Below are 22,743 nucleotides of genomic sequence, written 5' to 3'. Positions count from 1 at the left end.
CTCAGCAGAGGTGATCGCACGCGGCCCCTGACCCTAGATCATTACTATCGCAAGGACGTGGTTAACAAGTTACCGCCGCACCTCAGACTTTCCGGTGCGGAATTGGAAGACCCGCCCCTGCGATCCTCGCTCCGCCCCGGAAAACGCTGTGTCGCAACAGTGCCGGGGCCGCCGATCGAGGCCAAGGGTATTGAGGAAAAGGGATCTGTCGCATGTTTGTCAGAAAGCTCAAGGGACCGCGCGTCGTTCGCCTGCCGGATGGCGGCAGCATTTCGGTTGCCGATCTGCCAAAGTCCGGCACCACCCGCTGGGTGGCCAGCCGCAAGGCCGTGGTCGCCAAGGCCGTGAAATACGGGCTGATCGCTGCCGATGAGGCCATCGCCCGCTACGACCTGTCCCGCGAAGAACTGCAGGGCTGGATCGGGGCGATTGATCGCCACGGTGCCGCGGGCCTGAAGATCACCCGGATGCACGACCTGCGGACCGGTCATTAGCTCTTGAAATCTGCACAACGGATCAACACATCTTTAGATAGCAATATGAATTGCCATCAATGGATGGGGAAGGAGACCCCATGAATATCTGTATCGTGTCCCAGAACCCCATGCTTGTGAAAAGCATCGAATTGATGCTGGCCGACGAGGCCTTCGGGATGTCCGTTGCAAGGTTCGACAGCACCGACACGCGCGCCTTGCCGGTGCCCGGTCTGGTGATCCTGGATTCGCATCTGCCCGCGCTCGAGATACAGGCGTTCCGCGCCTATCAGGCCGCGCAACTGGGCAACGTCCCGATGCTGGTGATCGTCGGCAACGAGCCTGATCCGAAACTGCCCCGTGGCCTGGAAGATGCCGACACGCTGGCGACCCCGTTCCACCGTGGCGACCTGCTGGCCCGGATTCATGCCAGCCAGCAAATCCGCCGGAGCCACGGCAAGACGGTCAAGGTCGGGGCGCTGCAGCTGGATCTTGAGGCGCAGCAGGCCCGCTTCGGTGACCGGCCGGTACCGCTGACCGCCAAGGAATACGAAGTTCTGGAATATCTCGCCGTGCGCAAGGGCACGACGCTGACCAAGGAGATGTTCCTTGACCGTCTTTACGGCGGCATCGACGAGCCCGAGGTCAAGATCATCGACGTGTTCGTCTGCAAGATCCGCCGCAAGCTGAAGCAGCTGACCGGCGGCGATCCGATGATCCAGACCGTCTGGGGCCGTGGGTATGTCCTGCGCGATCCCGTGGTTGATATCGACGCCATGCCACGGGCGGTCAGCGCGATGGTCTGACCGCCGGGCAATGGCCTGTCACGCCGCGATTTTAGGAATGGCTGCGAAGGCTTTCGCCAGGGTTTCCTCGGGATTGCGGGCCAATTGGTCGGCGGCCACGATCTCGATCTGATCCAGACCGATGAAGCCCAGAACATGGCGCAGATAGCCGGTCATGTGGTCGATGGGCGACCCGACCTGTGTGCCGCCCGACGCGACCGCCAGTACCACGCGCTTGCCCGTCAGCAGGCCCTGCGGCCCTTCCGAGGTATAGCGGAAGGTGCGCCCGGCGCGGGCCACCAGATCGATCCAGGCCTTGAACACCGCCGGTGCGTTGAAGTTGTAGACCGGCACTCCGATCACGATGGTTTCGGCGGATTCCAGTTCGGACACCAGCGTATCCGACAGGGCCAGTTCGGCTTTTTGGGCTTCGGTGCGTTCGGCTTCGGGCGTGGCGTTCGCGATCACCCAGGTTTCGGACAGCAGCGGCAGGCCACCAGCAAGGTCGCGGCGGATCACTTGGGTTTCAGGGCCGGAAAGCTGTGTGACGATCCGGGCGCTGAGATCGCGGGTCACAGAGTCTTGCAAGCGGGCGGAGCTGTCGATGTGCAGAATGTGGGTCATGAGCGTATCCTTTCGTTGCGTTGAGATACAGATAGAACTGCGCGCCAATCGTGTTAATTGATACATTTCGCGCGGTTTATGCGCATTGGTGCACAGAAAAGATCTGGCATCCTGCGCGCGTCGTTCTAATGCGATTGCGCTTGAGGGACGCGGGCATGTGCGGTTCTATGGGGTTTCGTCTGATCCTGTCCGCGAGCGAGTGTGCCTGCCCATGTCCATTGATGCCTGGGATGAAATCCGCACGGCCTTTCATGTTGCCCGCCAGGGCACGGTCTCCGGCGCGGCGTCGGAACTGGGGGTCCATCACGCCACGGTCATCCGCCACATAGATGCGCTGGAAGCCCGCCTTGGTACCAAGCTGTTTCAGCGCCACGCACGCGGCTATACCGCGACCGAAGCCGGGCAGGACCTGTTGCAGGTGGCACAGGCCACCGACGATCAGTTCACGCAACTGGCCGGGCGCTTGCGCGGACGCGGCGATTCGGTAACGGGCGAGTTGGTGGTAACCAGCCTGCCGGGGCTGTCGCCGCTGCTGGTGCCCTCGATGGCGCGCTTTCTGAACCTGCATCCGGACCTGACCCTGCGGTTTCTCACCGACGAGCGGGTGTTCCGACTGGAATACGGCGAGGCGCATGTGGCGATCCGCGCCGGGGCGCAGGCCCCGGACGAACCCGACAACGTGGTGCAAAGCCTGACCAGCCTGCCCGCCGCGCTGTATGCCGCGCCCTCGTATCTGGAACAGCACGGCATGCCCGAGACCGATGCCGACCTGGAGCGTCACATCTTCATCGGGCCGGATCACGAAGACAGCCGTGCGCCGATCTATCGCTGGCTGCGCACCGCCGTGCCCCGCGACCGGGTGCGGTTCCGCTGCACCGATGCCCGCGCCCTGAAACATGCCATCCTGTCGGGGGCTGGGCTGGGGTTCCTGTCGTGCTGGGAGGTTCAGGATCTTCCCGAACTGGTGCAGGTGCTGCCGCCGCGTCCGGAATGGCAATCCCGCCTGTGGCTGGTCACGCACGTGGACCTGCACCGCACGGTCAAGGTGCAGACCCTGCTGACCCATCTGAAGGCCGAGGCGCGCGGCTGGGATTTCGCCTAGCCCGGATCGGTGTCGGGCACCGGGGCCGACAGTTCCTGTTCCAGAAACCGCTCGAACGCGTCCAGGTTGACCGCCTCGAACTGGCCGAAGCTCTGCATCCAGATGCTGGCCTCGCGCAGGGCGTCGGGGTCCAGCTTGCACCATTTCACCCGGCCGCGTTTTTCCTGGGTGATCAGGCCGGCGCGTGTCAGGATCACCAGATGTTTCGATACCGCCGCCAGCGACATCTCGAAGGGTTCGGCCACATCCGTCACCGCCATGTCGTCCTCCAGCAGCATCGACAGGATCGCGCGGCGCGTGGGGTCGGCAAGGGCCGAGAAAACCGTATCCAGGGACAGTGTCATGGCCGCAGACGATAGAATGCGGCGCCCCAAAGGCCAAGCGCATCCTCGGTCTGGACAAACCGCCGCGCCCGGCGCAGGGAGGGGGCAGGAGGGTCCGCAATGGAACTGCGCTATTGGCTGGTGATCTTCGCCCTCGGCATCGGCTGGGGCGGATCGTTCTTCTTCAACGAGATCCTTCTGCGCGAAATCGGGCCGCTGTCGGTGTCGCTGGTGCGGGTCGGCTTCGGGGCCTTGGGCTGCTGGATCTGGATTGCCGCCCGTCGCATCCCGGCGCCTTTCCCGAAAGAACTGGCCGGGGCCCTGCTGATCTTCGGTGCCATCCAATACGCGCTGCCGCTGACCTTCTATCCGCTGGCCCAACAGGGCATCACCAGCAGCGCGGCGGGCATCATCAACGCGGCCACCCCGATCTGCGCGGTGATCTTCGGACATTTCCTGCCCGGCGGCGAACGCGCCACGAAGGTCAAGAGCCTGGCAGTGGGGCTGGGCTTTGCCGGGATCGTTGTGCTGATGCTGCCGGCGGCGCGCGGCGACGGGGTCAATGCGCTGTGGGGGCTGCTGGTCGCGCTTCTGGCACCGGTTTGCTATGGCATCGCCGTCAACTATCTGCGCCGGTTTCAGGGCATGGACCGGGTGGTGCTGACGGCCTGGTCGGCGACCATCGGCGCGGCAATGATCCTGCCGGTATCGCTGACGCTGGAAGGGCTGCCGGTGATGCACCGGCCCGAGACCTGGGCGGCGGCCCTGATCATCGGATTCGTGCTGACCTCGGCGGCCTTCATCACCATGTTCTGGCTGATCCCGATAGTCGGCGCGACGGCGGCGTCGACCATCACCTTCATCGCGCCAATCTCGGCGGTGGTGCTGGGGGTCTTTGTCCTGAAGGAACGGCTGGAACCCGAACACCTGCTGGGCATGGCGATCATCTTCGTGGCGCTGCTGATCCTCGACGGGCGGCTGGCCAAATGGCTGGGGCGCGGCAAGCTGGCACGGTGACGGCGCGACCGCAGAAATTACCTCGGATGCATGAGCATCCTTACTCCCATCCCGCCCTCCGTGCCCTGGTATTCCAGGGTTCTTCTGAAACTCCCGGTGCTGGGATGGATCGCCCGCGACGTCCTGTTCGGCCATCGCGAGAACATCTGGTATGCGCTGGCAATCGTGGCCACGGTCTGGATCCTGGCAATCTCTACCTGGGGGCTGGTCGCCTTTGCCGTGCCCTTCGTGGCCTCGGTGCCGCTGTGTTTCGTGCTGCTGCTGCTGATCTCGCGGGGATGAGTGGCATACGACGCCGCAAGGGGCGGGGTCGTGTGCCCGCGCCCCGCCTTGTCGGTCTGAGGGACGCTAACGGGGCTTTCGGGTGTGTTCCTCAACCGCGTGGTTGAATATCCCGCAGGTGCGGCACTTGTGTCGCACAGGTGTCAAGTGGCTGAAAATAATGGGTTTTGGCAGAGTCGATTGGCTTTGACTTTGGCGCCCCCCCTGCCTAGGTTCCGGCTCGAACCTGAAGGGGGATTGCATGGCCGAGGAGTCCGAGCGGGAAAAGCTCAGACAACTGGAAGCGCGGATCGACGCCGCGAAACAGGCTGGCGGCACAAGCAAACCCCATCAGGAAGAGCATTATTCGCAGGCCCAGATGGGTTGGCGCATGGTGATCGAGCTTGTGGCCGGTCTGGGGATCGGCTTCGGCATCGGGTACGGGCTGGACACCCTTCTGGGGACCATGCCGATACTGATGGTGCTGTTTGTATTCTTGGGGCTGGCGGCCGGCGTGAAGACGATGATGCGCACCGCCGAAGAGTTCCAGGCCGCGCGGAAGGCCGAGGCCGCCGCGAAAACCGATCCGCCCGACGCGGGCGACTGAACAACGACCCGCGTCACCGGCGCGGACAGGCAAGAGGGACGACAACGTGGCAACGGAAGCACCAGCCGAAGGCGGTCTTGTTTTTCACCCGATGGACCAGTTTATCGTCAAGCCCCTGTTCGGGGATGGCGCGGTGCATTGGTATACGCCCACCAACGTGACCCTGTGGCTGGCCCTGACAGTGGCCGCGATTGCCGCCCTGCTGGTGCTGGGCACCCGTGACAGCAAGATCGTTCCCGGCAAGACCCAGTCGATTGCCGAACTGGCCTATGGCTTTGTCTACAAGATGGTGGAAGACGTCGCCGGCAAGGATGGCGTGCGCTACTTCCCCTACATCATGACCCTGTTCATGTTCATCGTCTTCGCCAACTTCCTTGGCCTGCTGCCGATGTCCTTCACCACCACAAGCCACATCGCCGTGACCGCAGTTCTGGCGCTGGCGGTGTTTGTGACCGTGACCGTTCTGGGCTTCGTCAAGAACGGCGTCGGCTTCCTGGGCCTGTTCTGGGTGTCCTCGGCACCGCTGGCGCTGCGCCCGGTGCTGGCGCTGATCGAGGTGATCTCGTACTTCGTGCGCCCGGTCAGCCACTCCATTCGTCTTGCGGGCAACATGATGGCCGGCCACGCGGTGATCAAGGTGTTCGCGGGCTTCGCCGCGATTGCCGCGATCTCGCCGATCTCGGTCCTGGCCATCACCGCAATGTACGGCCTCGAAGTTCTGGTGAGCTTCATCCAGGCCTATGTCTTCACGATCCTGACCTGCGTCTACCTGAAGGACGCCCTGCACCCGCACCACTAAGCGGCGCCGGGATCGAACAACCGAAACACCAACTTATACCTGCCAATTCCAACGTAAGGAGAACACGACATGGAAGGCGATATCGTACAAATGGGTGCATACATCGGCGCTGGTCTGGCCTGCATGGGCATGGGCGGCTCCGCGATGGGTGTGGGCAACGTGGCCGGCAACTTCCTGTCTGGCGCCCTGCGCAACCCGTCGGCCGCTGCCGACCAGACCGCGACCCTGTTCATCGGCATCGCGTTCGCGGAAGCTCTGGGGATCTTCTCGTTCCTCGTTGCCCTTCTGCTGATGTTCGCCGTCTGATCCACCCGGACCCATCCTTACGACCGGGCGGGGCGCCGACGCGTTGCCCTGCCCGTGTAAGTCTCTAGGTTCCAGGAGGACGACATGGCCGACACCAAGCATGTTGCCGCAGATGCGGCACACGGGGGTGGGCACGCAGCCGAAGCGGCAGGAATGCCGCAGCTGGAATTCGCGCATTTCCCGAACCAGATCTTCTGGCTCATCATCGCGCTTGGCGCGATCTACCTGATCCTGTCGCGCGTGGCGCTGCCGCGCATCGCGGCCATCCTGGCAGACCGTCAGGGGACGATCACCAACGATATTGCTGCCGCCGAAGAGCTCAAGCTCAAGGCGCAGGAAGCTGAAGCGGCCTATCAGAAGGCCCTGGCCGATGCGCGTGCCGAAAGCGCCCGTATCACCGCGGAAGCCCGGACTGCCATTCAGGCGGACCTGGACGATGCGATTGCCAAGGCTGATGCCGAGATCTCGGCGAAAGCCGCGGAATCGGAAGCCCGGATCGGCGAAATTCGCGCCGGGGCCGTGGAAAGTGTCGAACTGGTGGCCAAGGACACTGCTGCCGCTCTGGTGGCTGCCCTGGGTGGCGCCAGCGATGATGACGCCGTGAACGCCGCGGTTTCCGCGCAGCTGAAAGGGTAAGCCATGAAACGACTGAGCCTTGCCTTTGCCGCTGTCGTGGCTGCCAGCCCCGCGCTGGCCGCCAGCGGTCCGTTCTTCTCGCTGCACAACACCAACTTCGTGGTGCTGCTGGCGTTCCTGCTGTTCATCGGCGTGCTGGTCTACTTCAAGGTACCGGCGCTGCTGGGTGGCTTGCTGGACAAGCGCGCAGACAACATCCTGTCCGATCTGGACGAAGCCCGTAACCTGCGGGAAGAAGCCCAGACGCTGCTGGCCTCTTACGAGCGCAAGCAGAAAGAGATGCAGGAGCAGGCCGAGCGCATCGTCGCCGGTGCTAAGAAAGAAGCCGAAGCGGCAGCCGAACAGGCCAAGGACGACCTCAAGGTCTCCATTGCCCGTCGTCTGCAGGCGGCCGAGGACCAGATCGCGTCGGCGGAAGCTAATGCGGTGAAAGAGGTCCGCGACCGTGCGATCACCGTGGCAATCGCCGCGGCCCGCAACGTGATGGTCAAGAACACCAGCGCCGAGGCGGTTTCGGCCAGCATCGACGCCTCGATCGACGAAGTGTCTGCCAAGCTGCACTGAGCGGTTTGTGACATGTGATCTCGTGAAACCCGGCCTCTGGCCGGGTTTTTCGTGTGCGGGGCAGGGGGCCAGGCCGGTCAGCCCTTGCGCCCGGCGGCCCGTTCTTCCTGGTGCGCCAGTCGCTGCGCGGCGACGGCTTCGTTGTCGCGGGCGCGGGCTTCATCCCGCAGGGTGGCCTCGACAAACCCCAGATGCGCCTCGACCGCCTCGCGTGCTGCGGCAGGGTCGCGGGCCTGCAGGGCGCTGTTGATGGCCTTGTGCTGCTGCAACAATTGCTCCCGCACGGTGCGCTGGCGAAACATGGACTGGCGGTTGTAGAACACGCCCTGCCTGAGCAGGTCGAACATTGACCGCATCATGTGCAGCATGATGACGTTGTGGCTGGCCTCTAGGATCGACAGGTGAAACTCGGCGTCCAGCGCGGCCTCTTGCGTGGGGTCGCGATCCGCGTGGGCCGCTTCCATGCGGCGATAGACCGTGTCGATCACCGCAAGGTCGGTGTCCGAGCCCAGCCGCGCGGCGCGGGCGGCGGCCATGCCCTCAAGCTCGCGCCGGAATTCCAGATAGTCGAAGACAGCCGTTTCATTCGAGGCAAACAGCTCGATCAGCGCCGGTGCGAAGGCCGAGCCCAGAACCTCGGCCACATAGATTCCGGCCCCGGCACGGCGGGTCAGCAGACCGCGCTCAGACAGATCGGCAATGGCATCGCGCAGGGTCGGGCGCGATACCCCAAGCCGTTCGGCCAGATCGCGTTCGGGGGGCAGGCGCTCTCCGGGACGTAGGATGCCGCGCAGGATCAGATCTTCGATCTGGCGGATCACCGAAGCGGAGACCGTTTCATGCTCGATGCGGCGGAACGTCAAGGGCGGGCCTTTCACTCTGGTCAAAGGGTATGACCGGCGCGGCCCGCCCGCAAGGCGTGTCAGCCGTTGGGCCGGATGACGACCTCGACCCGACGGTTCTGGGCGCGGCCCTCGACCGACAGGTTCGACGCGATGGGCGCATCCTCGCCCCGGCCGATGGCGCTCAGACGCTTGCCCGCGACACCGGCACCCACCAGTACCGAAGACACCGCGCCTGCGCGCCGGGCCGACAGGTCGAAGTTGTAGCTTGCCGCGCCGGTGTTGTCGGTATGGCCGATGATCTGGACCGTGGTGTCGGGATAGCGTTGCAGGTTGGCCGCCAGCGTGCGCAGTTCGGCCTTCTGGCTTTCGGCCACCGAGGCGCTGTCCACGGCGAACAGAATGTCCTGCGGGAAGTTCACCAGCAGCTTGTCGCCCTGGTTTTCCACGGTGATGCTGTCGCCCAACTGCTGGTCCAACTCGGCAGCCTGCCGGTCCAGCGCGCTTCCGATGGCCGCGCCCACGGCGGCCCCTGCCACGGCGCCGACGGCGGCCTTGCCGCCGTTGCCACCGGTGACGGGACCGGCCAGAAGCCCGCCCGCCACGCCGCCGATGATCGCGCCGGTGGTGGTGTTGCGGTTGCCTGAGCCGGTGCCTTGCTCATAAGTCGGGGTACAGGCGGTCAGGGCCAATGCAAGGGCCAGAAGACCGGCGCCTTTGGCGGCGGTCGGGATGCGGGTGGGGAACATGGGTTTGCCTCTGCTCGTTTCTTTGCCGCCAATATGGCGAATCCGAGCCGAATAGCGAGTCAGGCTTGCGTGAACTCGGCGTCTCTCCGCGCACTTTCCCAGGCCAGGATCGCGCGTTTGACCGGCAGCCCCCAGTGATAGCCGCCCAGAGCCCCGGATTTGCGCAACGCCCGGTGGCAAGGGATCAACAGGCTGATAGGGTTGCGCCCCACGGCGGTGCCAACGGCGCGCTGCGCGTTGGGCTTGCCGACCACGCGCGCGATGTCGGAATAGGTGGTCACCTGGCCCGAGGGGATATGCAGCAGCGCCTCCCAGACCTTGATCTGGAACGGCGCGCCGATCAGGTGCAGCCGGGCCCCGCGTCCCCCCAGGGCATCCGCGACCATCGGCGCGACCGCGTCGGGATCCTCGACGAAACGCGCGGCGGGCCAACGGGCACACAGGTCGGCGCGGGCCGCGTCCTCGCCGGTTTCGGCGGTGAAGGCCAGCCCGCACAGCCCGTGCTCGGTGGCCATGGCCAGCGCCGGGCCGAAGGGCGTGTCGGTCATCCCCATGCGGATCAGCAACCCCTTGCCGGCGCGGGCATAGTCTCCCGGCGTCATCGCTTCCCAGCGCAAGAACAGGTCGTGGAGGCGGCCCGAGCCACTCAACCCCACTTCCTGCGCCGTGGCCAGGGTGGTGGCTTGTTCGGCCAGCAGCCGCTTGGCATGGTCAAGCGCCAGGTATTGCTGATAGCGTTTCGGCGAGACCCCGGCCCAGCGGGTGAAGATGCGCTGGAAATGGGCCGGCGACATGTGCAATTCAGCGGCCAGATCGGCCAGTGGCAGGGGCGTGCCCCCGGCAGCGTCGATGGCGGCGATGGCACGCGCCATGACGCCATAGTGATAGGCCCCCTCGGGGGTGGTGTCCGCTGCGGACGAGGATGAGGAAGAACGGGTCATGGCCAAGGATGTAGCGGCAAAACCGGCGTCAAACGACCCGAAACCTGCGCAAGCGAAACCGCGTCGCAAGGCGAAGGCTCCCGCGGCCGGGGCGCCCTCGGCCACGCCGATGTCGCCGCAGGCCGATTATGCCACCATTGTCGAGGCGTTCTCGCGGTTCCGCGATGCCGAGCCCGAGCCAAAGGGCGAGTTGGAACATGTCAACGCCTTCACGCTGGTGGTCGCCGTGGCGCTGTCGGCACAGGCGACGGACGCCGGGGTCAACAAGGCCACACGAGAGTTGTTCAAGATCGCCGATACCCCCGAGAAGATGCTGGCGCTGGGGGAGGAGGGCGTGACCGAGCACATCAAGACCATCGGCCTTTACCGCAACAAGGCCAGAAACGTCATCAAGCTGAGCCGGATCCTGGTCGATCAGTTCGGCGGGCAGGTGCCCTCGTCCCGCGCGGCGCTGGTCTCGCTGCCCGGCGTCGGGCGCAAGACCGCCAACGTGGTGCTGAACATGTGGTTCAAGATGCCCGCGCAGGCGGTCGACACCCATATCTTCCGGGTCGGCAACCGCACGGGCCTGTGTCCGGGCAAGGATGTGGATGCGGTGGAACGCGCGATCGAGGATCAGGTTCCGGCCCAGTTCCAGCAGCACGCCCATCACTGGCTGATCCTGCACGGGCGCTATCACTGCAAGGCGCGCCAACCCATGTGCGGCACCTGCATCATCCGGGATCTCTGCGCCTTCGAAGACAAGGTCATTCAGCCCGCTTGACAGTCGCCGGTCCGGAAGCGGACACAGGCACAACGATTTCCTGACACATGAGGCGCCCCAATGGCCTTTACCTATGACAATCAGAACATCTTCGCCAAGATCCTGCGCGGCGAGATCCCAAACAACACCGTGCTTGAAACGGAACACAGCCTTGCGTTCCGCGATATCCAGCCGCAGACGCCCGAACATGTGCTGGTGATCCCCAAGGGGCCCTATGTCACCTTTGATCATTTCGCGCAGGAGGCCTCGGACGCCGAGATCGTGGATTTCACCCGCGCCGTCGGGAAGATCGCCGAGATGCTGGGCGTGCAGCCGACCAGCGGCGCGGGCGGGTTCCGCCTGATTTCCAACGCGGGCGAGGATGCGATCCAGGAAGTGCCGCACATGCATGTGCACCTGCTGGCGGGGCGACCGCTGGGCCGCATCCTGCAGCCCACCTGACCGTCGGGCGCCGCAGGCGCCCCTAGCGGATCGGGGCGAACAGGGCGTCGTCCAGCGAGCAATCGCGGGACACGCCATCGCCGCAGGGCCGTGGGTCCAGATCGCGGGTCAGGCAGATGCGCGCCTCCTGGATCATGCCATCGCGGCATGTGATGGTGAGGGCTGCGGCGGACAGGGCCGGGTTGACCTCAAGAAACGCCTCCTCGATGACCGTGGCGGGCAGCTTCACCGTCTTGTCCAGCTTGCGCAGCAACTCGGGGCGGGTGATCCGGCCATAGGCCTCGCGCGACAGGGCATAGTATTGCGGTCCGCTCAGCCCGGTGCAGCGGCCATGCTTCTTCCACTGGTACCAGGCCAGCCCGCCCGATCCCATGATGTCGGTCATGGCACCGCTTTGCGCCCGCGTCGGATCGGCGGTGTCGGTGTGACAGTCCTTTGGATACCCATCCTCGTGCTGCGGCCACAGCCCGTGCAGCAGCCAGCCATGGTCATGCCGGGTGTCGCATTGTTCGGCATCGCGGGCATCGCCTTCGCGCAGGCACCAGTTCGGCGACCACGACAGCGACAACACGTAATAGTCGAAGACTCCCGGCCGATCATGGTCGGCGCGCGCCGCCCCGGACAGCAGGCTCAGCAAGGCCATGCTCAACACCAGCCCGCGGGCCGCAGCAGTACGCATTTTCTCTTTCCTCCGCGGACAAGCCGCCCTATATACACTCAATCTTCCCTACATCGAGAAGACGCGCCTTCCCGGCGCAGCCGAGTCACGGCGCGGGGAAATTGCGCGTTTTCGACGGGACAACGAATGACAGGAGATCGCCATGCAAGGCAAGCCGATCATGGCCAAGGCCACCGCCGTCTGGCTGGTGGACAACACGACACTCAGCTTCAAGCAGATCGCCGAATTCTGCGGTTTTCACCAGCTTGAGGTGCAGGGCATCGCCGACGGCGATGTGGCCGCCGGCGTCAAGGGGTTCGACCCGGTCGCCAACAACCAGCTTGACCAGAGCGAGATCGATCAGGGCGAGAAGAACCCGCTCTACAAGCTGAAGCTCAAGTACAACCCGGCGGCCTCGGGCGAGGACAAGCGCCGTGGCCCGCGGTACACTCCGCTCAGCAAGCGCCAGGACCGCCCGGCGTCGATCCTCTGGCTGGTCAAGTTTCACCCGGAACTGGCCGACAGCCAGATCGCCAAGCTGGTGGGCACCACCAAGCCGACGATCCAGGCCATCCGCGAGCGCACCCATTGGAACATCTCCAACATCCAGCCGGTCGACCCGGTGGCCCTGGGCCTGTGCCGGCAGTCGGAACTGGACGCCGCCGTCCAGAAAGCCGCCGCCAAGAAAGCCCGCGAGGGCGCGGTCATGTCCGACGACGAGCGTCGCAAGCTGGTGTCGACCGAGCAATCGCTGGAAATGGATGCAGAACCGAAGATCCCGACGGCGATTTCCGGGCTGGAGACCTTCACCCTGGGCGGTTCCATGGACGAAGACGAAAAGAAGGACGCGCCGATTGACGCCGACAGCTTCTTCAACCTGCCCGACAATGACGACGACGAGGATGAGGATGGCGAGGGCAACCTGATCCCCTGATCTGACCAGGCGTCGGAATCAGAATTCAAGGGCGCGGGTCGATGACTCCGCGCCCTTCTTCTTGGCAAAAATACTCAAGATCCGCCCGTCGGACCCTAGACCCGGCTGCGGGCCTTCAGTGCCGCCCCGATGGTGCCGTCGTCCAGATAGTCCAACTCGCCCCCCACCGGTACGCCCTGCGCCAGCGAGGTCACAAGAACCCCGTCTTCCAGCAGATCGGCGATGTAATGCGCGGTGGTCAGCCCGTCCACGGTAGCGTTCAGCGCGAGGATCACCTCCGACACGCCCTCGTTGATGAGGCGGCGGGACAGTTTCGGCAGGCCCAGATCCTCGGGACCGATGTCATCCAGCGCCGACAGGGTGCCGCCCAGCACGTGATAGCGGCCCTTGAAGGCGCCGGTGCGTTCCATGGCCCAAAGATCGGCCACGTCTTCCACCACGCAGATCACCCCGGTGGCGCGGCGCGGATCAGTGCAGATCGGGCATTGGTCTTCGGTCGCGATATTGCCGCAGGTCACGCATTCGCGCGCGGTGCGGGCGACCTCGGTCAACAGGTCGGCCAGCGGCAGCAACAACAGCGACCGCTTGCGCAACAGGTGCAGCACCGCGCGGCGGGCCGAACGCGGACCGAGACCCGGCAGCTTGGCCATCAGTTCGATCAGCGCTTCGACCGAGGACGGGGCGCTCATGTCCGACCTGTCATGCGGCGGCGCGCAAGCGCGCCACGTCTTGTCCCCCCATCACCGCCCTTGGCGGCGACGGGGCCCGTGGGCGCCCGGCCGGTCAGCCGGGGGTCGGCGGAGAGGGTGCGGAGTTTTCGCTGAGAAGGCCGCACCCGGGTGCGGCCCGGCACGAGCGTGATCCCGCCGCGGCCCGCGTCAAGGGCCAGCGGCTGCGCCGCGCCTTCGGCGCCCTTGACCCGGACCGCGACGGGCGCGCCCATGATCAGAAGGGCAGCTTCATGTCGGCGGGCAGGCCCATGGATTCGGTTAGCTTGCGCATTTCGGCCTGGGTGCGGTCCTGCGCCTTGGATTGTGCGTCCTTGATCGCCGCGAGGATCAGGTCCTCGACCATTTCCTTTTCATCCTTGTGGAAGATCGACGGATCGATCGACAGGGCGGTCAGCTCGCCCTTGGCCGTCGCCGTGGCGCGCACCAGTCCGGCGCCGCTTTCGCCTTCCACGGTGATGGTGGTCAGCTCTTCCTGGAGCGCCTCCATCTTGTCCTTCATCTCCTGGGCCGCCTTCATCATCTTGCCCATGTCGCCCAGACCGCCAAGTCCTTTCAGCATCGTGTCGTCCTTTCAGAAATCGTCGTCAAACGGGTCCCAGTTGTCATCGGCCTCGGGCAGTTCCGGCAGGGCCTCCTGCGCGGCGTCCGCGGCGATGGCTTCGGGGGTTCGGATATCAATGATCTCGGCGCCGGGAAAGCGCGCAAACACCGCCTTCACCATGGGATGTTCCAGCGCCTGCGCCGTCAGCGCGTCGGTTTCCGCAGCACGGGCCTGGGCGATGGTCGGCGCGCCGTCTTCCGAAGTCGTGACGGTCACCGCCCAACGGTTGCCGGTCCAGGCTTGCAGCCGCGCGCCCAGCACCTGGGCCAGGTCCGGGGTGGCTTGCGGCGTCGGGCGGAAGGTGATCCGCCCCGGAGAATAGCGCACGAGGTGCAGCGCGTTTTCCACTTCCAGAAGCAGTTTCACGTCACGGTGCCGACGGATCAGGGCAACCACGTCCTCGAAGGTGGAAAACCGGGCCAGCGCGGTTTCGGCGTCGGCCATCGGGGCCGCGGCGGTGGCGGGACCGGAGGTGCGGGGGGCAGATGCGCGTGGTGCCACGGTGGGGGCCTGACGTGCTGTCGGCGTGCCAGCCGGGGCGGTGCGCGCGGGGGATGCCGTATGGGCAGATGATCCGGCCGGTTGCGCGTTCAGACGGCGCAACAGCTCTTCGGGCGGGGGCAGGTCGGCCACATGGGTCATGCGGATCACCGCCATCTCGGCGGCCATCATCGCGTTGGGGGCCACGGCGACCTCTTCGAGGGACTTCAGCAGCATCTGCCAGGCCCGGCCCAGCACCCGCTGGCTGAGGCGGGCCGACATTTCCTGGCCGCGCGCGCGGGTGTCGGGGGGCAGGGTGGGATCGTCGCCGGCGTCCGGCGTGACCTTGGTGACCGAGAGCCAATGCGCGATCTCGGCCAGATCGCGCAGCACCGATTGCGGGTCGGCGCCGTCGGCGTATTGCGCGGCCAGTTCGTTCAGTGCGGCGGCGGCCTCGCCCTTCATGATCAGGTCGAACAGGTCCAGCACCCGGCCCCGGTCGGCCAGCCCCAGCATGGCGCGCACCTGTTCGGCCCCGGTTTCACCGGCGCCATGGCTGATCGCCTGATCCAGCAGCGAGGTGGCGTCGCGGGCCGAGCCCTCGGCGGCGCGGGTGATCAGGGCCAGGGCTTCGTCGGTGATCTCGGCGCCCTCTGCCTTGGCGATGCGCCGCAGCAGGGCCAGCATGTCCTCGGGTTCGATCCGGCGCAGGTCGAAACGCTGACACCGCGACAGCACCGTCACCGGCACCTTGCGGATCTCGGTGGTGGCGAAGATGAACTTCACGTGGCGGGGGGGTTCCTCCAGCGTCTTGAGCAGCGCGTTGAAGGCCGAGGTGCTGAGCATGTGCACCTCGTCGATGATGTAGATCTTGAAGCGGCTTTCAGCGGGCGCATAGGTGACGCTGTCCAGCACGTTGCTGCGGATATCATCGATGCGGGTCTGGCTGGCGCCGTCCATCTCGATCACGTCCACATGGGTGCCGGTGGCGATGCCGCGACATTGCGGGCACTGGCCGCAGGGATCTGTGGTGGGGCCGCCCAGACCGTCCGGGCCGGTGCAGTTCATACCCTTGGCGATGATCCGCGCGGTGGAGGTCTTCCCGGTGCCGCGGATGCCGGTCATCATGAAGGCCTGGGCGATGCGGTCGGCGGCGAAGGCGTTTTTCAGGGTGCGGACCATCGCCTCCTGACCTACCAGGTCGGCGAAGGTTTCAGGGCGGTATTTGCGTGCCAGAACCTGATAGCCGCTGTCGGTCACCTGTGTCGTCTCCTCGGGGAATCATTGGTTGCAGCCAAGCTAGGGTCCGGCGGGGCAGAGGTCCAGAAGGACAGGCGGGAATGCTGGGGAAATCGGAGGGTGCCTTCGAAGCGGGGGACGAAGCCTGTGGGCGCGGTGGGATCTTGAGTATTTTCGCCAAGAAGAAAGGGCCGCCGCGCCGCGTCAGCGGCGCCGGGCCCAACCGGCGACGCGCCCGAAAGGGCGCAACAGAGGGCGGGAGGTACCCCTTGCGACAGGCGTGGTGCGGCGCTACCCTTCCGCAAGGGCCGTTCGGGGCGGCCTCCTGATCCGCGGAAAGCTGTTGCCGGCACCCTTTCGAGACCTGAACGAAGAAATATCTTCGGTTTTTCTCATGCCCGTGTCGGCGGATCACTGGGCCAAGCGATGAGGAAACCGATGGCGAAATCCCTCGACCATCTGCGCCGATCAGCCAAGGCGCTCAAATCCGGCTATGATCTGGGTGATCCGGCGGCTGTGGCCCGTGTCCGCCAGGCGCTGGGGGCGCCGGTTGCGGACATCCGCCATGCGGATGCGCTGCATGTGGTGGCGCGCGAGGCTGGTTTTTCCAGTTGGCCGCAATTGAAAGAAGCCGTGGAACGGCACGGCATGGATGGGGCGGCGCGATTGCAGGCGCTGAAGCGGGCCCTGTATCTGGGGCAGAACGGCCGCGTGGACCGGTTGCTGCAGGAGGCCCCAGATCTGGCCGCAGGGCATTTTGCCTTGCAGGTCGCGTTGTTGGATCATGCTGCCGTGGCGGCGGCGTTGGCCCGCGATCCGTCGCTCGCCACCCAGAGCTTCGGGCCGCGCGGGCGGCCGATCCTGCATCTGGCCTTCTCGCGCCGATTCCAGGGGATGCCTGACCCCGAAAGTGCCATGCTGGGCATTGCGGACGTGCTGTTGCGGCACGGGGCGTCGGTGAATGACAGTTGCCCTGCCGAGCCGGGATCCGAACACCGGCTGTCGGCACTGTACGGGGCGATCGGGCACAGCAACAACATGGTGCTGGCGCGGTGGTTGTTGGCACATGGGGCCGATCCCAACGATGGCGAATCGCTGTATCACGCGACCGAGCTGGGCCATCACGAGGGGCTTCGGATGCTGCTGGAGCATGGCGCGTCGCCGAAGGGCACCAACGCCGTGTTGCGGGCCATCGACTTCGACGATCTGGAAGCGGTGCGGCTGTTGCTTGCGGCGGGGGCGGATCCGAACGAGGGGGTCGCCACGCATCCCTCGGGCGCACCGATGCCGACACTGCCGGCGCTGCATCAGGTGGCGCGGCGGGGGGCGTCGGTGGCGATGGCGGAACTTCTGCTGGACAATGGCGCCGATCCCGCAGCCCTGTTCCACGGGCATTCGGCCTATGCCTATGCGCGGATCTTCGGGCAGCCCGCCCTGTCGCGGCGGCTGGAGGCACGGGGCGCAGACACGGCGCTTTCGGCGATCGAGGCGCAACTGGCGCGGGCGGCGGACGGGGCCGTTTCGGCCAGCGACTGGATCGACATGGCCAGGGTTTCGCCGGATCTGCGCCCCTTGCTGACGCTGCTGGTGCCGCGTCCGGGCACGCTGCCGCACATGCAGCGCCTGGTGGCCATGGGGTTCGATGCGAATGCAACCGACGAAATGGGTCTGACCCCGCTGCAATTGGCCGGTTGGGAAGGGCTGCCCGAGGTCTTTGCCTGGTTCCTGAAGCAGGGTCCGGACATGAGCCATGTGAACGCCTATGGCGGCACGGTGTTCTCGACCATCCTGCATGGATCGGAGAATTGCCCGCACCGGGCCGAACGCGATCACACCGGCTGCATGCGCCTAGCATTGGAACATGGCGTTGCGCTGCCGCGCCGGGCGGTCGGGATGGCCGAAGCGCCCGAGATGGCGGCGCTTCTGGCGACGTGGGCCGAGGCGCATCCGGGGCAGGTGGTTGCCGACGGCGAGGTCTGACCCGCGTGCCGGGGTGCCCTTGAAAGGCGCCCCGGCTGTCCGGCGCGGTTCAGTGGCCGCGCTTGGACTTCTTCTCGGCCATCACGTTGCGGACCATCTTGCCAAACGCCTTGTCGCGGGCGCGGGCCTGTGCCAGCGTCTGGCTGTTGTGCTGGTCCTCGCGCCGCAGCTTCTGCCAGCGGCGCAGGCGGGCGGGGTCCAGATCGCCACGTTCGATCGCGGCGAGGATGGCGCAGCCGGGTTCGGTCTCGTGCGTGCAATCGCTGAACCGGCACTGCGTGGCCAGCGATGAGACATCCTCGAACACATCGTCGATGCCCTGGCTGGCCTCGGTCAGGCGCAGGGCGCGCATTCCGGGGGTATCGATGATCCAGCCGCCAGTGGCGACCGGATACAGTCCGCGCGCCGTGGTGGTGTGGCGACCCTTGGCGTCATCCTCGCGGATTGCCTGCGTGTCCTCCTGCTGTCCGGTCAGCCCGTTCAGCAGGGTGGTCTTGCCAACGCCCGAGGAGCCCACCAGCGCCCCGGTCTGGCCGCGCCCCAGCCACCCGGCCACCTGCCGGATATCCTCGGCCGTATGGGCATCGACCGTCAGCACGGTCAGCAGGGGGGCGAGGGTTTCGGCCTGCGTGCGGTAGGCATCGGGATCGTCGCAAAGGTCGGCCTTGGTCAAGACCACGACCGGGTAGCACCCGGCACCCTTGGCCAGCGCGAGGTAGCGCTCCAGCCGCGCCGGACTGAAATCGGCGTTGCAGGAGCCGACGATGAACAGGGTGTCCACATTGGCGGCGATCAGTTGGGTGCGCGCATCGGTGCCCGCCGCGCGGCGCTGCAGCACGGTCTTTCGGTCGAACTGACGCTGGATTCGGAAATCGGAATCCGCCGCGACCCAATCGCCGACCGCCAGGTCTGCGGTGGTCAGCGGCGGCGCGGTTGTCAGAACGGCGGGGCCGTCACAGCCCAGCCCTTCGGCGCGATCGCGGTGCACATGAGTCAGCCGATACAGCGTGTCGCCGTCGTTCTGAGGGTCTTGTTGCAGGAAAAAGTTGGACCAGCCAAGGTCCGCAAGGGAAAAAGCCATTTGTCTGCCTGTCTATATCACGCGTTGCTCACCGCGCAGCAATCGCTTGCGCGGCAATACGGATCAGGCAGCGGGACGGTTCAGACCGTCAGGAACGCGCTGCCCGGGGAGAGATGAGAACAATCATCAGATGACCTCCGGGCTGGATGGTGTGGGTGAGAGGCTGGACAACGACCCAAGCGGGGCTCGTTACGGCTGCTTCCTTCCGGATCTGACCGGGTTGGCGAGGCGCCTGCCCGCGCCAACCTCTCACCGCGATATCTATGCGTCTTGCGAAACGGATGCAAGGGTCTGGGCGCAAGCCATATGGCCTAGCCGTCCAGCAACAGCTGGCGAAACCCCTGCGCATCCAGCCCAAGATCCTGCACCGAAGGCGCAAGCGGTCCGAAATGGGCGGGTGTCGCTGCCGGAGATGTCTTCAGGTGTACCGAGGCGGCCATCGGCGTGAACTGCCACGGCATTTGCGGCACCGGGTTCAGAGTTCGGGTTTCGCGCAGATAGGCCGACAGGCAATGGCGCAGGGTCTTGGCGCTGAACAGCAACTCCGCCGGATCGGGGGGAGCATGATAGCCGCCCCCGCCGCAGGCCCGGAAGGCGCTGGTCACCATGGCGAAGCGATCCGTGTCCGCCACCGCCGTGCCCATGTGACTCAATCGCCGGATGCGACCGGGGCCGTGGCGTGGTTTGCGGGCGCCGCTGATCGCGTCGAACCATGATGGGGCTTGCAAGTCGATCTGGTAGGTGATCCCAAAGACTGTATCCAGATTATAACCGGGAGCGCCTTGAACCAGCAAAGACTGCGGTTCCGGGTCCGGTCTCACCTGCTGATAGCATGCCGCGGCGCGTTCCAGCCACAACCGAAGCTGGGCGCCGGTGATTTCGAACACGCACAGACGATTGGGAAACGGGGCAAGGTCCAGCAGATCACGTTCGCGGATCGGGCCTGCGGGAAGATCGACAAAGGCCAAGGGTCCGGCACGCCCGCCCATCCGGATCGGCGCCACCGCAGACAGCAGGGGCAGATCGCCCAGCGGATCATCCTTCAGCAGGCGTTGCGCGGTCCAGACCTGCGCATCCGAAAGCACGCGCAGGGCAGGGGCCTGCCCCGCCATGGCGGCAATGGTGTGCAAAGGGATCGCGGTTGTGGCGATGGTGTCGCTCAGGCTGGTGCGGGTTCGCGCGTGGTGCTGTGCCGTGGCCTTGAGGACAGCGGGATCGGCGGGCGGCGGGGGCGTGGGGATGCCGCGCAACGCGGCCTGCGCGCCGGTGACGCTCCAGCCCCGGTTGTCGTGCGCAAGCTCCAGATCCAGCAGGCCAAGATCCCGTCCATGCGCCCCGGCCATCAGCGCGGGCGTGCCGCAAATCGTGCCCCGTTCGGCATCGACGTCGGGATGGTCCGCATAGTCCGGCCCCGGCAGGCGCCCGTGGCTGTGACCGGTCAGTAGGGCGTCGATCCCGTCCAGCCGCGCGATCTTCTGGGCAAACAGGTCGGGCGGATCGGTGTCGGTATCCCTGCCGATGCCGGAATGGCACAGCGCCACGATCAGATCGGCGCCAGCGGCGCGCATCCGGGGGATCAGGGATTGCGTAACCTGCACGACATCTTCGGCCACGACCGCGCCGTCAAGGGCGGCGGTGTTCCACAGGATGGTTTGCGGCGGGGCCAGCCCAAGGACGCCCAGGCGCAGGGGATGTGTGCGCCCGGCACGATCCGTTACCTGCCGGTCCAGCAGAACAAAGGGCGGCGGCAGGGCCGGGGAAGATCCGGCCGCATTCCGCAGGTTGGCCAGCGCGAAGGGAAACCGGGCGGCGGCCATTGCCGCGTTCAGGGTCTCCAGCCCATAGTCGAAATCATGGTTGCCCAGCGTTGCTGCGTCATACCCCAGCGTGTTCATCGCCGCGATGATGGGATGGGGAGACGATAGATCCCCGGCAGCGGCGTCGGCCAGCGCCGTGCCTTGCAGGCTGTCGCCCACGTCGAACAGGCAGGTGTTGGCGGCCTCGCGCCGGGCGGCGTGGATCAGCGGTGCCAGAAGGGCCAGCCCGCGCGTGTCATCCTGTCGGTCGGTGGCATAGTTGAAGGGCCAGATCGCGGCATGCAGATCGGTCGTGCACAGAATCCGCAGGGACACCTGCGCTTGGTCCGGCGAGTGATCCGTGGTGGAAATCGGGTACCCTTTCCATGACGTTCGCGTCTGGTACGCATATCTTCACGGGGCCTTGGCGCCGGGGGCAAGGCGAGCCGCACCAAAGGTTGTATTTCTCGCGCAGCCGGGGTGTTCTCGCAACACCCGCGCCGGGCCGGCGGTTTGCATTCCGGCCGGGGCTGTGCGAAGCGGCGGGGCAGAAAAACAGGGGTCGAGCCGCATGTTTGACACGAATTCGCTGGCGTTCCGGGACTCGGGGCTGCAACGGGCCGGGCACCTGCGGTCCGATCCGGCCCGTCTGCGCGCGCTGTACGACAGTCCGGCGGCGCGTGTCTTGCCGTTCTGGCGGGGCAAGCCGCTGATCGCGGGCGATGTGGACACATTGGCCCCCGGATGGCTGCCGACGGGCGCGGCCGGCCTTGAGGCAGCCGTCGAAGCCCCCCTTTTCCTGGGAATGGACGCTGACACGCCCCGGTTTGCGCTGGACCTGTCGGCGTGGGAGCCGGATGCGGTGCCGGAGGGCGCGCTTGAGGCATTCTTCGATCCCTCGGAACAGGTGCATCCGGCCTTCCCCCCGCAGCACCGGTTTGCCGAATTGCGCGGCGCGATGACCGGGCTGACCCCGCGCGATGCCGAACTTGCCGCCACCGCCCGCGCCTTGTTGTCCTGGCACACACGCCACCGCTTCTGTTCGAACTGCGGGGCGGCGACCGACATCACGCAGGGCGGCTGGCAACGCGATTGTGCGACCTGCGATGGCAAGCATTTTCCGCGCACCGATCCGGTGGTCATCATGCTGATCACTCATGGCAACTCTCTGCTTCTGGGACGCTCTCCGCAGTGGCCCGAAGGCATGTATTCGCTGCTGGCGGGCTTCGTGGAACCCGGCGAGACGCTGGAAGCCGCCGTTCGGCGCGAGGTCGCCGAGGAAACTTCCGTCGATGTGGGCGCGGTGCACTATCTTGCCAGCCAGCCCTGGCCCTTCCCCTCGTCGCTGATGCTGGCCTGCCATGGCATCGCGCGCAGCACCGAAATCACCGTCGATCCGGTCGAGATCGAGGATGCCTGCTGGATCACCCGCGAAGAGTTGCTGGAGGTGTTCACGGGCGCCCATCCCACCATTCGTGCGCCTCGGCGGGGCGCCATTGCGGGGTTCATCATGGCGCAATGGCTGGCCGACCGGCTGGGAGACATGCCCAGATGAAGTTCAGCCACGAGGAAGAGATCGCCGTGTCCCGCGCCGCGGCCTTCGCGGGGTTTTCCGATCTCGACCGGCTGATTTCCGCAGTGGTGCCCGGGGACATGGCCTTGCGCCGCCAGAATCACAGCACGCCCTTGCAGCCCGGTGCGACTTGGCAATGCGATGTGACTTTTCACGGGTTGCAGCGCGAGGTGACGCTGTGCCTTGATGAGATCACCCCGCCCGACGGCTATGCCCTGACCGGGCGCACATCCGAGTTGAAGGTGAAGATCGCCGCCGGGTTCGCCGCCCTTGCGGCTGATCTGACACTGGCACGGTTTGATCTGTCGGTGCGCCCCTGTGCCCTGTCCGGGCATATGCTGATGCCGCCGCTGCACCTGCTGCGCCCGCGCATCGAGGAACGGCTGGTGCGCAACATCGCGGCCATGGCCCGGGCGCTGGAAACCCCGGCCTGAGCC

27 protein-coding genes and 1 other RNA gene are annotated in these 22,743 nt (G+C 66.0%); 16 read left to right on the top strand and 12 right to left on the bottom strand.

The window, feature by feature from the left end:
• The first annotated feature begins 212 nt into the window (after window positions 1-212).
• Both H8B03_RS01605 and H8B03_RS01600 read left to right on the top strand, forming a co-directional pair.
• Complete coding sequence (locus H8B03_RS01605; protein WP_193139608.1) at window positions 213-494, top strand: DUF1153 domain-containing protein; 282 nt, start codon at window positions 213-215, stop codon at window positions 492-494.
• 80 nt (window positions 495-574) lie between these two features.
• Entirely contained in the window at window positions 575-1,279 is a 705-nt protein-coding gene (locus tag H8B03_RS01600; protein WP_193139606.1) for a response regulator transcription factor, read from the top strand.
• An 18-nt stretch (window positions 1,280-1,297) separates the two neighbouring features.
• Here H8B03_RS01600 and H8B03_RS01595 read toward each other — a convergent pair whose 3' ends face one another.
• On the bottom strand, window positions 1,298-1,882 hold the full coding sequence (locus H8B03_RS01595; RefSeq protein WP_193139603.1) for an FMN-dependent NADH-azoreductase: 585 nt from the start codon (window positions 1,880-1,882) through the stop codon (window positions 1,298-1,300).
• 217 nt (window positions 1,883-2,099) lie between these two features.
• On the opposite strand from H8B03_RS01595, the gene H8B03_RS01590 reads away from it, so the two are divergent.
• The gene (locus H8B03_RS01590) at window positions 2,100-2,984 is read left to right on the top strand and encodes a LysR family transcriptional regulator (RefSeq protein WP_193140110.1); all 885 of its coding nucleotides are present in this window, start codon (window positions 2,100-2,102) and stop codon (window positions 2,982-2,984) included.
• On the opposite strand, the gene H8B03_RS01585 is transcribed toward H8B03_RS01590, so the two are convergent.
• A complete protein-coding gene (locus H8B03_RS01585) occupies window positions 2,981-3,328 on the bottom strand; it encodes a helix-turn-helix transcriptional regulator (RefSeq protein ID WP_193139601.1) in 348 nt (115 codons plus the stop codon). The two genes, H8B03_RS01590 and H8B03_RS01585, sit on opposite strands and share 4 nt — an antisense overlap.
• A gap of 99 nt (window positions 3,329-3,427) precedes the next feature.
• Between H8B03_RS01585 and H8B03_RS01580 the strand changes: the two genes are divergently transcribed.
• The 7 genes from H8B03_RS01580 to H8B03_RS01550 all read left to right on the top strand — a co-directional run bounded on the left by H8B03_RS01580 (window position 3,428) and on the right by H8B03_RS01550 (window position 7,497).
• On the top strand, window positions 3,428-4,324 hold the full coding sequence (locus tag H8B03_RS01580; RefSeq protein ID WP_193139599.1) for a DMT family transporter: 897 nt from the start codon (window positions 3,428-3,430) through the stop codon (window positions 4,322-4,324).
• Window positions 4,325-4,354: 30 nt separating this feature from the next.
• Entirely contained in the window at window positions 4,355-4,606 is a 252-nt protein-coding gene (locus H8B03_RS01575) for a hypothetical protein (protein ID WP_193139597.1), read from the top strand.
• A gap of 241 nt (window positions 4,607-4,847) precedes the next feature.
• Window positions 4,848-5,192, top strand: coding sequence for an AtpZ/AtpI family protein (locus H8B03_RS01570; RefSeq protein WP_193139595.1), 345 nt, complete (start codon window positions 4,848-4,850; stop codon window positions 5,190-5,192).
• 46 nt (window positions 5,193-5,238) lie between these two features.
• Window positions 5,239-5,991 carry a F0F1 ATP synthase subunit A gene (locus H8B03_RS01565; RefSeq protein WP_193139593.1) on the top strand — a complete coding sequence of 251 codons (753 nt, stop codon included), beginning with the start codon at window positions 5,239-5,241 and terminating at the stop codon, window positions 5,989-5,991.
• Window positions 5,992-6,060: 69 nt separating this feature from the next.
• Window positions 6,061-6,297, top strand: a complete 237-nt coding sequence (locus tag H8B03_RS01560) for a F0F1 ATP synthase subunit C (RefSeq protein WP_193139591.1) — start codon at window positions 6,061-6,063, stop codon at window positions 6,295-6,297.
• Between the two features lie 84 nt (window positions 6,298-6,381).
• A complete protein-coding gene (locus H8B03_RS01555) occupies window positions 6,382-6,933 on the top strand; it encodes a F0F1 ATP synthase subunit B' (RefSeq protein ID WP_193139589.1) in 552 nt (183 codons plus the stop codon).
• Between the two features lie 3 nt (window positions 6,934-6,936).
• The gene (locus tag H8B03_RS01550; RefSeq protein ID WP_193139587.1) at window positions 6,937-7,497 is read left to right on the top strand and encodes a F0F1 ATP synthase subunit B; all 561 of its coding nucleotides are present in this window, start codon (window positions 6,937-6,939) and stop codon (window positions 7,495-7,497) included.
• Window positions 7,498-7,574: 77 nt separating this feature from the next.
• Here the strand turns inward: H8B03_RS01550 and H8B03_RS01545 are convergent, their stop codons facing one another.
• The 3 genes from H8B03_RS01545 to H8B03_RS01535 are packed head-to-tail and all read right to left on the bottom strand — an operon-like array spanning window position 7,575 to window position 10,029.
• A complete protein-coding gene (locus tag H8B03_RS01545) occupies window positions 7,575-8,360 on the bottom strand; it encodes an FCD domain-containing protein (protein WP_193139585.1) in 786 nt (261 codons plus the stop codon).
• Between the two features lie 59 nt (window positions 8,361-8,419).
• Window positions 8,420-9,088 (bottom strand): OmpA family protein, encoded by a 669-nt coding sequence (locus tag H8B03_RS01540; RefSeq protein WP_193139583.1) that lies wholly within the window; start codon window positions 9,086-9,088, stop codon window positions 8,420-8,422.
• A 59-nt stretch (window positions 9,089-9,147) separates the two neighbouring features.
• Entirely contained in the window at window positions 9,148-10,029 is an 882-nt protein-coding gene (locus H8B03_RS01535; RefSeq protein WP_193139581.1) for a bifunctional helix-turn-helix domain-containing protein/methylated-DNA--[protein]-cysteine S-methyltransferase, read from the bottom strand.
• 109 nt (window positions 10,030-10,138) lie between these two features.
• Here H8B03_RS01535 and nth point away from each other — a divergent pair, with 109 nt between their 5' ends.
• Both nth and H8B03_RS01525 read left to right on the top strand, forming a co-directional pair.
• A complete protein-coding gene (nth, locus tag H8B03_RS01530; RefSeq protein ID WP_193140107.1) occupies window positions 10,139-10,792 on the top strand; it encodes an endonuclease III in 654 nt (217 codons plus the stop codon).
• Window positions 10,793-10,852: 60 nt separating this feature from the next.
• The gene (locus H8B03_RS01525) at window positions 10,853-11,233 is read left to right on the top strand and encodes an HIT domain-containing protein (protein WP_193139579.1); all 381 of its coding nucleotides are present in this window, start codon (window positions 10,853-10,855) and stop codon (window positions 11,231-11,233) included.
• Between the two features lie 22 nt (window positions 11,234-11,255).
• Here the strand turns inward: H8B03_RS01525 and H8B03_RS01520 are convergent, their stop codons facing one another.
• On the bottom strand, window positions 11,256-11,912 hold the full coding sequence (locus H8B03_RS01520; protein WP_193139577.1) for a ribonuclease T2: 657 nt from the start codon (window positions 11,910-11,912) through the stop codon (window positions 11,256-11,258).
• Window positions 11,913-12,054: 142 nt separating this feature from the next.
• Here H8B03_RS01520 and H8B03_RS01515 point away from each other — a divergent pair, with 142 nt between their 5' ends.
• Window positions 12,055-12,825 (top strand): DUF1013 domain-containing protein, encoded by a 771-nt coding sequence (locus H8B03_RS01515; RefSeq protein ID WP_193139575.1) that lies wholly within the window; start codon window positions 12,055-12,057, stop codon window positions 12,823-12,825.
• 95 nt (window positions 12,826-12,920) lie between these two features.
• Here the strand turns inward: H8B03_RS01515 and recR are convergent, their stop codons facing one another.
• The 3 genes from recR to H8B03_RS01500 all read right to left on the bottom strand — a co-directional run bounded on the left by recR (window position 12,921) and on the right by H8B03_RS01500 (window position 15,897).
• On the bottom strand, window positions 12,921-13,514 hold the full coding sequence (gene recR / locus H8B03_RS01510; protein ID WP_193139573.1) for a recombination mediator RecR: 594 nt from the start codon (window positions 13,512-13,514) through the stop codon (window positions 12,921-12,923).
• A gap of 256 nt (window positions 13,515-13,770) precedes the next feature.
• Entirely contained in the window at window positions 13,771-14,115 is a 345-nt protein-coding gene (locus H8B03_RS01505; protein WP_193139571.1) for a YbaB/EbfC family nucleoid-associated protein, read from the bottom strand.
• Between the two features lie 12 nt (window positions 14,116-14,127).
• Window positions 14,128-15,897 (bottom strand): DNA polymerase III subunit gamma/tau, encoded by a 1,770-nt coding sequence (locus H8B03_RS01500; protein WP_193139569.1) that lies wholly within the window; start codon window positions 15,895-15,897, stop codon window positions 14,128-14,130.
• Between the two features lie 417 nt (window positions 15,898-16,314).
• Here H8B03_RS01500 and H8B03_RS01495 point away from each other — a divergent pair, with 417 nt between their 5' ends.
• Entirely contained in the window at window positions 16,315-17,856 is a 1,542-nt protein-coding gene (locus H8B03_RS01495; RefSeq protein ID WP_193139567.1) for an ankyrin repeat domain-containing protein, read from the top strand.
• A gap of 49 nt (window positions 17,857-17,905) precedes the next feature.
• On the opposite strand, the gene rsgA is transcribed toward H8B03_RS01495, so the two are convergent.
• The 3 genes from rsgA to H8B03_RS01480 form a co-directional block, all read right to left on the bottom strand.
• The gene (gene rsgA, locus H8B03_RS01490) at window positions 17,906-18,937 is read right to left on the bottom strand and encodes a ribosome small subunit-dependent GTPase A (RefSeq protein WP_193139565.1); all 1,032 of its coding nucleotides are present in this window, start codon (window positions 18,935-18,937) and stop codon (window positions 17,906-17,908) included.
• 153 nt (window positions 18,938-19,090) lie between these two features.
• Window positions 19,091-19,189, bottom strand: an RNA gene (ffs, locus tag H8B03_RS01485) — signal recognition particle sRNA small type.
• 59 nt (window positions 19,190-19,248) lie between these two features.
• Window positions 19,249-21,069 (bottom strand): 5'-nucleotidase C-terminal domain-containing protein, encoded by a 1,821-nt coding sequence (locus H8B03_RS01480; protein WP_193139563.1) that lies wholly within the window; start codon window positions 21,067-21,069, stop codon window positions 19,249-19,251.
• Window positions 21,070-21,304: 235 nt separating this feature from the next.
• On the opposite strand from H8B03_RS01480, the gene nudC reads away from it, so the two are divergent.
• Together nudC and H8B03_RS01470 are read left to right on the top strand one after the other, a co-directional pair.
• Window positions 21,305-22,288, top strand: coding sequence for an NAD(+) diphosphatase (gene nudC / locus H8B03_RS01475; protein WP_193139562.1), 984 nt, complete (start codon window positions 21,305-21,307; stop codon window positions 22,286-22,288).
• Window positions 22,285-22,740 (top strand): hypothetical protein, encoded by a 456-nt coding sequence (locus H8B03_RS01470; protein WP_193139560.1) that lies wholly within the window; start codon window positions 22,285-22,287, stop codon window positions 22,738-22,740. The genes nudC and H8B03_RS01470 overlap by 4 nt, the downstream gene beginning before the upstream one ends.
• Window positions 22,741-22,743: the final 3 nt, after the last annotated feature.

The organism is Meridianimarinicoccus sp. MJW13, from assembly GCF_014901205.1.
Taxonomy (GTDB): domain Bacteria; phylum Pseudomonadota; class Alphaproteobacteria; order Rhodobacterales; family Rhodobacteraceae; genus Meridianimarinicoccus.
Note: the sequence above shows the minus strand (reverse complement) of the source record. Positions and strands in the feature narration are given on the sequence as shown.

What these genes read in the sequence shown, in the direction of transcription:
- H8B03_RS01605 (WP_193139608.1), top strand. Translation starts at nt 213, where the DNA reads ATGTTTGTCAGAAAGCTCAAGGGACCGCGCGTCGTTCGCCTGCCGGAT.
- H8B03_RS01600 (WP_193139606.1), top strand. Translation starts at nt 575, where the DNA reads ATGAATATCTGTATCGTGTCCCAGAACCCCATGCTTGTGAAAAGCATC.
- H8B03_RS01595 (WP_193139603.1), bottom strand. Translation starts at nt 1,882, where the DNA reads ATGACCCACATTCTGCACATCGACAGCTCCGCCCGCTTGCAAGACTCT.
- H8B03_RS01585 (WP_193139601.1), bottom strand. Translation starts at nt 3,328, where the DNA reads ATGACACTGTCCCTGGATACGGTTTTCTCGGCCCTTGCCGACCCCACG.
- H8B03_RS01580 (WP_193139599.1), top strand. Translation starts at nt 3,428, where the DNA reads ATGGAACTGCGCTATTGGCTGGTGATCTTCGCCCTCGGCATCGGCTGG.
- H8B03_RS01575 (WP_193139597.1), top strand. Translation starts at nt 4,355, where the DNA reads ATGAGCATCCTTACTCCCATCCCGCCCTCCGTGCCCTGGTATTCCAGG.
- H8B03_RS01570 (WP_193139595.1), top strand. Translation starts at nt 4,848, where the DNA reads ATGGCCGAGGAGTCCGAGCGGGAAAAGCTCAGACAACTGGAAGCGCGG.
- H8B03_RS01560 (WP_193139591.1), top strand. Translation starts at nt 6,061, where the DNA reads ATGGAAGGCGATATCGTACAAATGGGTGCATACATCGGCGCTGGTCTG.
- H8B03_RS01555 (WP_193139589.1), top strand. Translation starts at nt 6,382, where the DNA reads ATGGCCGACACCAAGCATGTTGCCGCAGATGCGGCACACGGGGGTGGG.
- H8B03_RS01550 (WP_193139587.1), top strand. Translation starts at nt 6,937, where the DNA reads ATGAAACGACTGAGCCTTGCCTTTGCCGCTGTCGTGGCTGCCAGCCCC.
- H8B03_RS01540 (WP_193139583.1), bottom strand. Translation starts at nt 9,088, where the DNA reads ATGTTCCCCACCCGCATCCCGACCGCCGCCAAAGGCGCCGGTCTTCTG.
- H8B03_RS01535 (WP_193139581.1), bottom strand. Translation starts at nt 10,029, where the DNA reads ATGACCCGTTCTTCCTCATCCTCGTCCGCAGCGGACACCACCCCCGAG.
- nth (WP_193140107.1), top strand. Translation starts at nt 10,139, where the DNA reads ATGTCGCCGCAGGCCGATTATGCCACCATTGTCGAGGCGTTCTCGCGG.
- H8B03_RS01525 (WP_193139579.1), top strand. Translation starts at nt 10,853, where the DNA reads ATGGCCTTTACCTATGACAATCAGAACATCTTCGCCAAGATCCTGCGC.
- H8B03_RS01520 (WP_193139577.1), bottom strand. Translation starts at nt 11,912, where the DNA reads ATGCGTACTGCTGCGGCCCGCGGGCTGGTGTTGAGCATGGCCTTGCTG.
- H8B03_RS01515 (WP_193139575.1), top strand. Translation starts at nt 12,055, where the DNA reads ATGCAAGGCAAGCCGATCATGGCCAAGGCCACCGCCGTCTGGCTGGTG.
- recR (WP_193139573.1), bottom strand. Translation starts at nt 13,514, where the DNA reads ATGAGCGCCCCGTCCTCGGTCGAAGCGCTGATCGAACTGATGGCCAAG.
- H8B03_RS01505 (WP_193139571.1), bottom strand. Translation starts at nt 14,115, where the DNA reads ATGCTGAAAGGACTTGGCGGTCTGGGCGACATGGGCAAGATGATGAAG.
- H8B03_RS01495 (WP_193139567.1), top strand. Translation starts at nt 16,315, where the DNA reads ATGGCGAAATCCCTCGACCATCTGCGCCGATCAGCCAAGGCGCTCAAA.
- rsgA (WP_193139565.1), bottom strand. Translation starts at nt 18,937, where the DNA reads ATGGCTTTTTCCCTTGCGGACCTTGGCTGGTCCAACTTTTTCCTGCAA.
- nudC (WP_193139562.1), top strand. Translation starts at nt 21,305, where the DNA reads ATGTTTGACACGAATTCGCTGGCGTTCCGGGACTCGGGGCTGCAACGG.
- H8B03_RS01470 (WP_193139560.1), top strand. Translation starts at nt 22,285, where the DNA reads ATGAAGTTCAGCCACGAGGAAGAGATCGCCGTGTCCCGCGCCGCGGCC.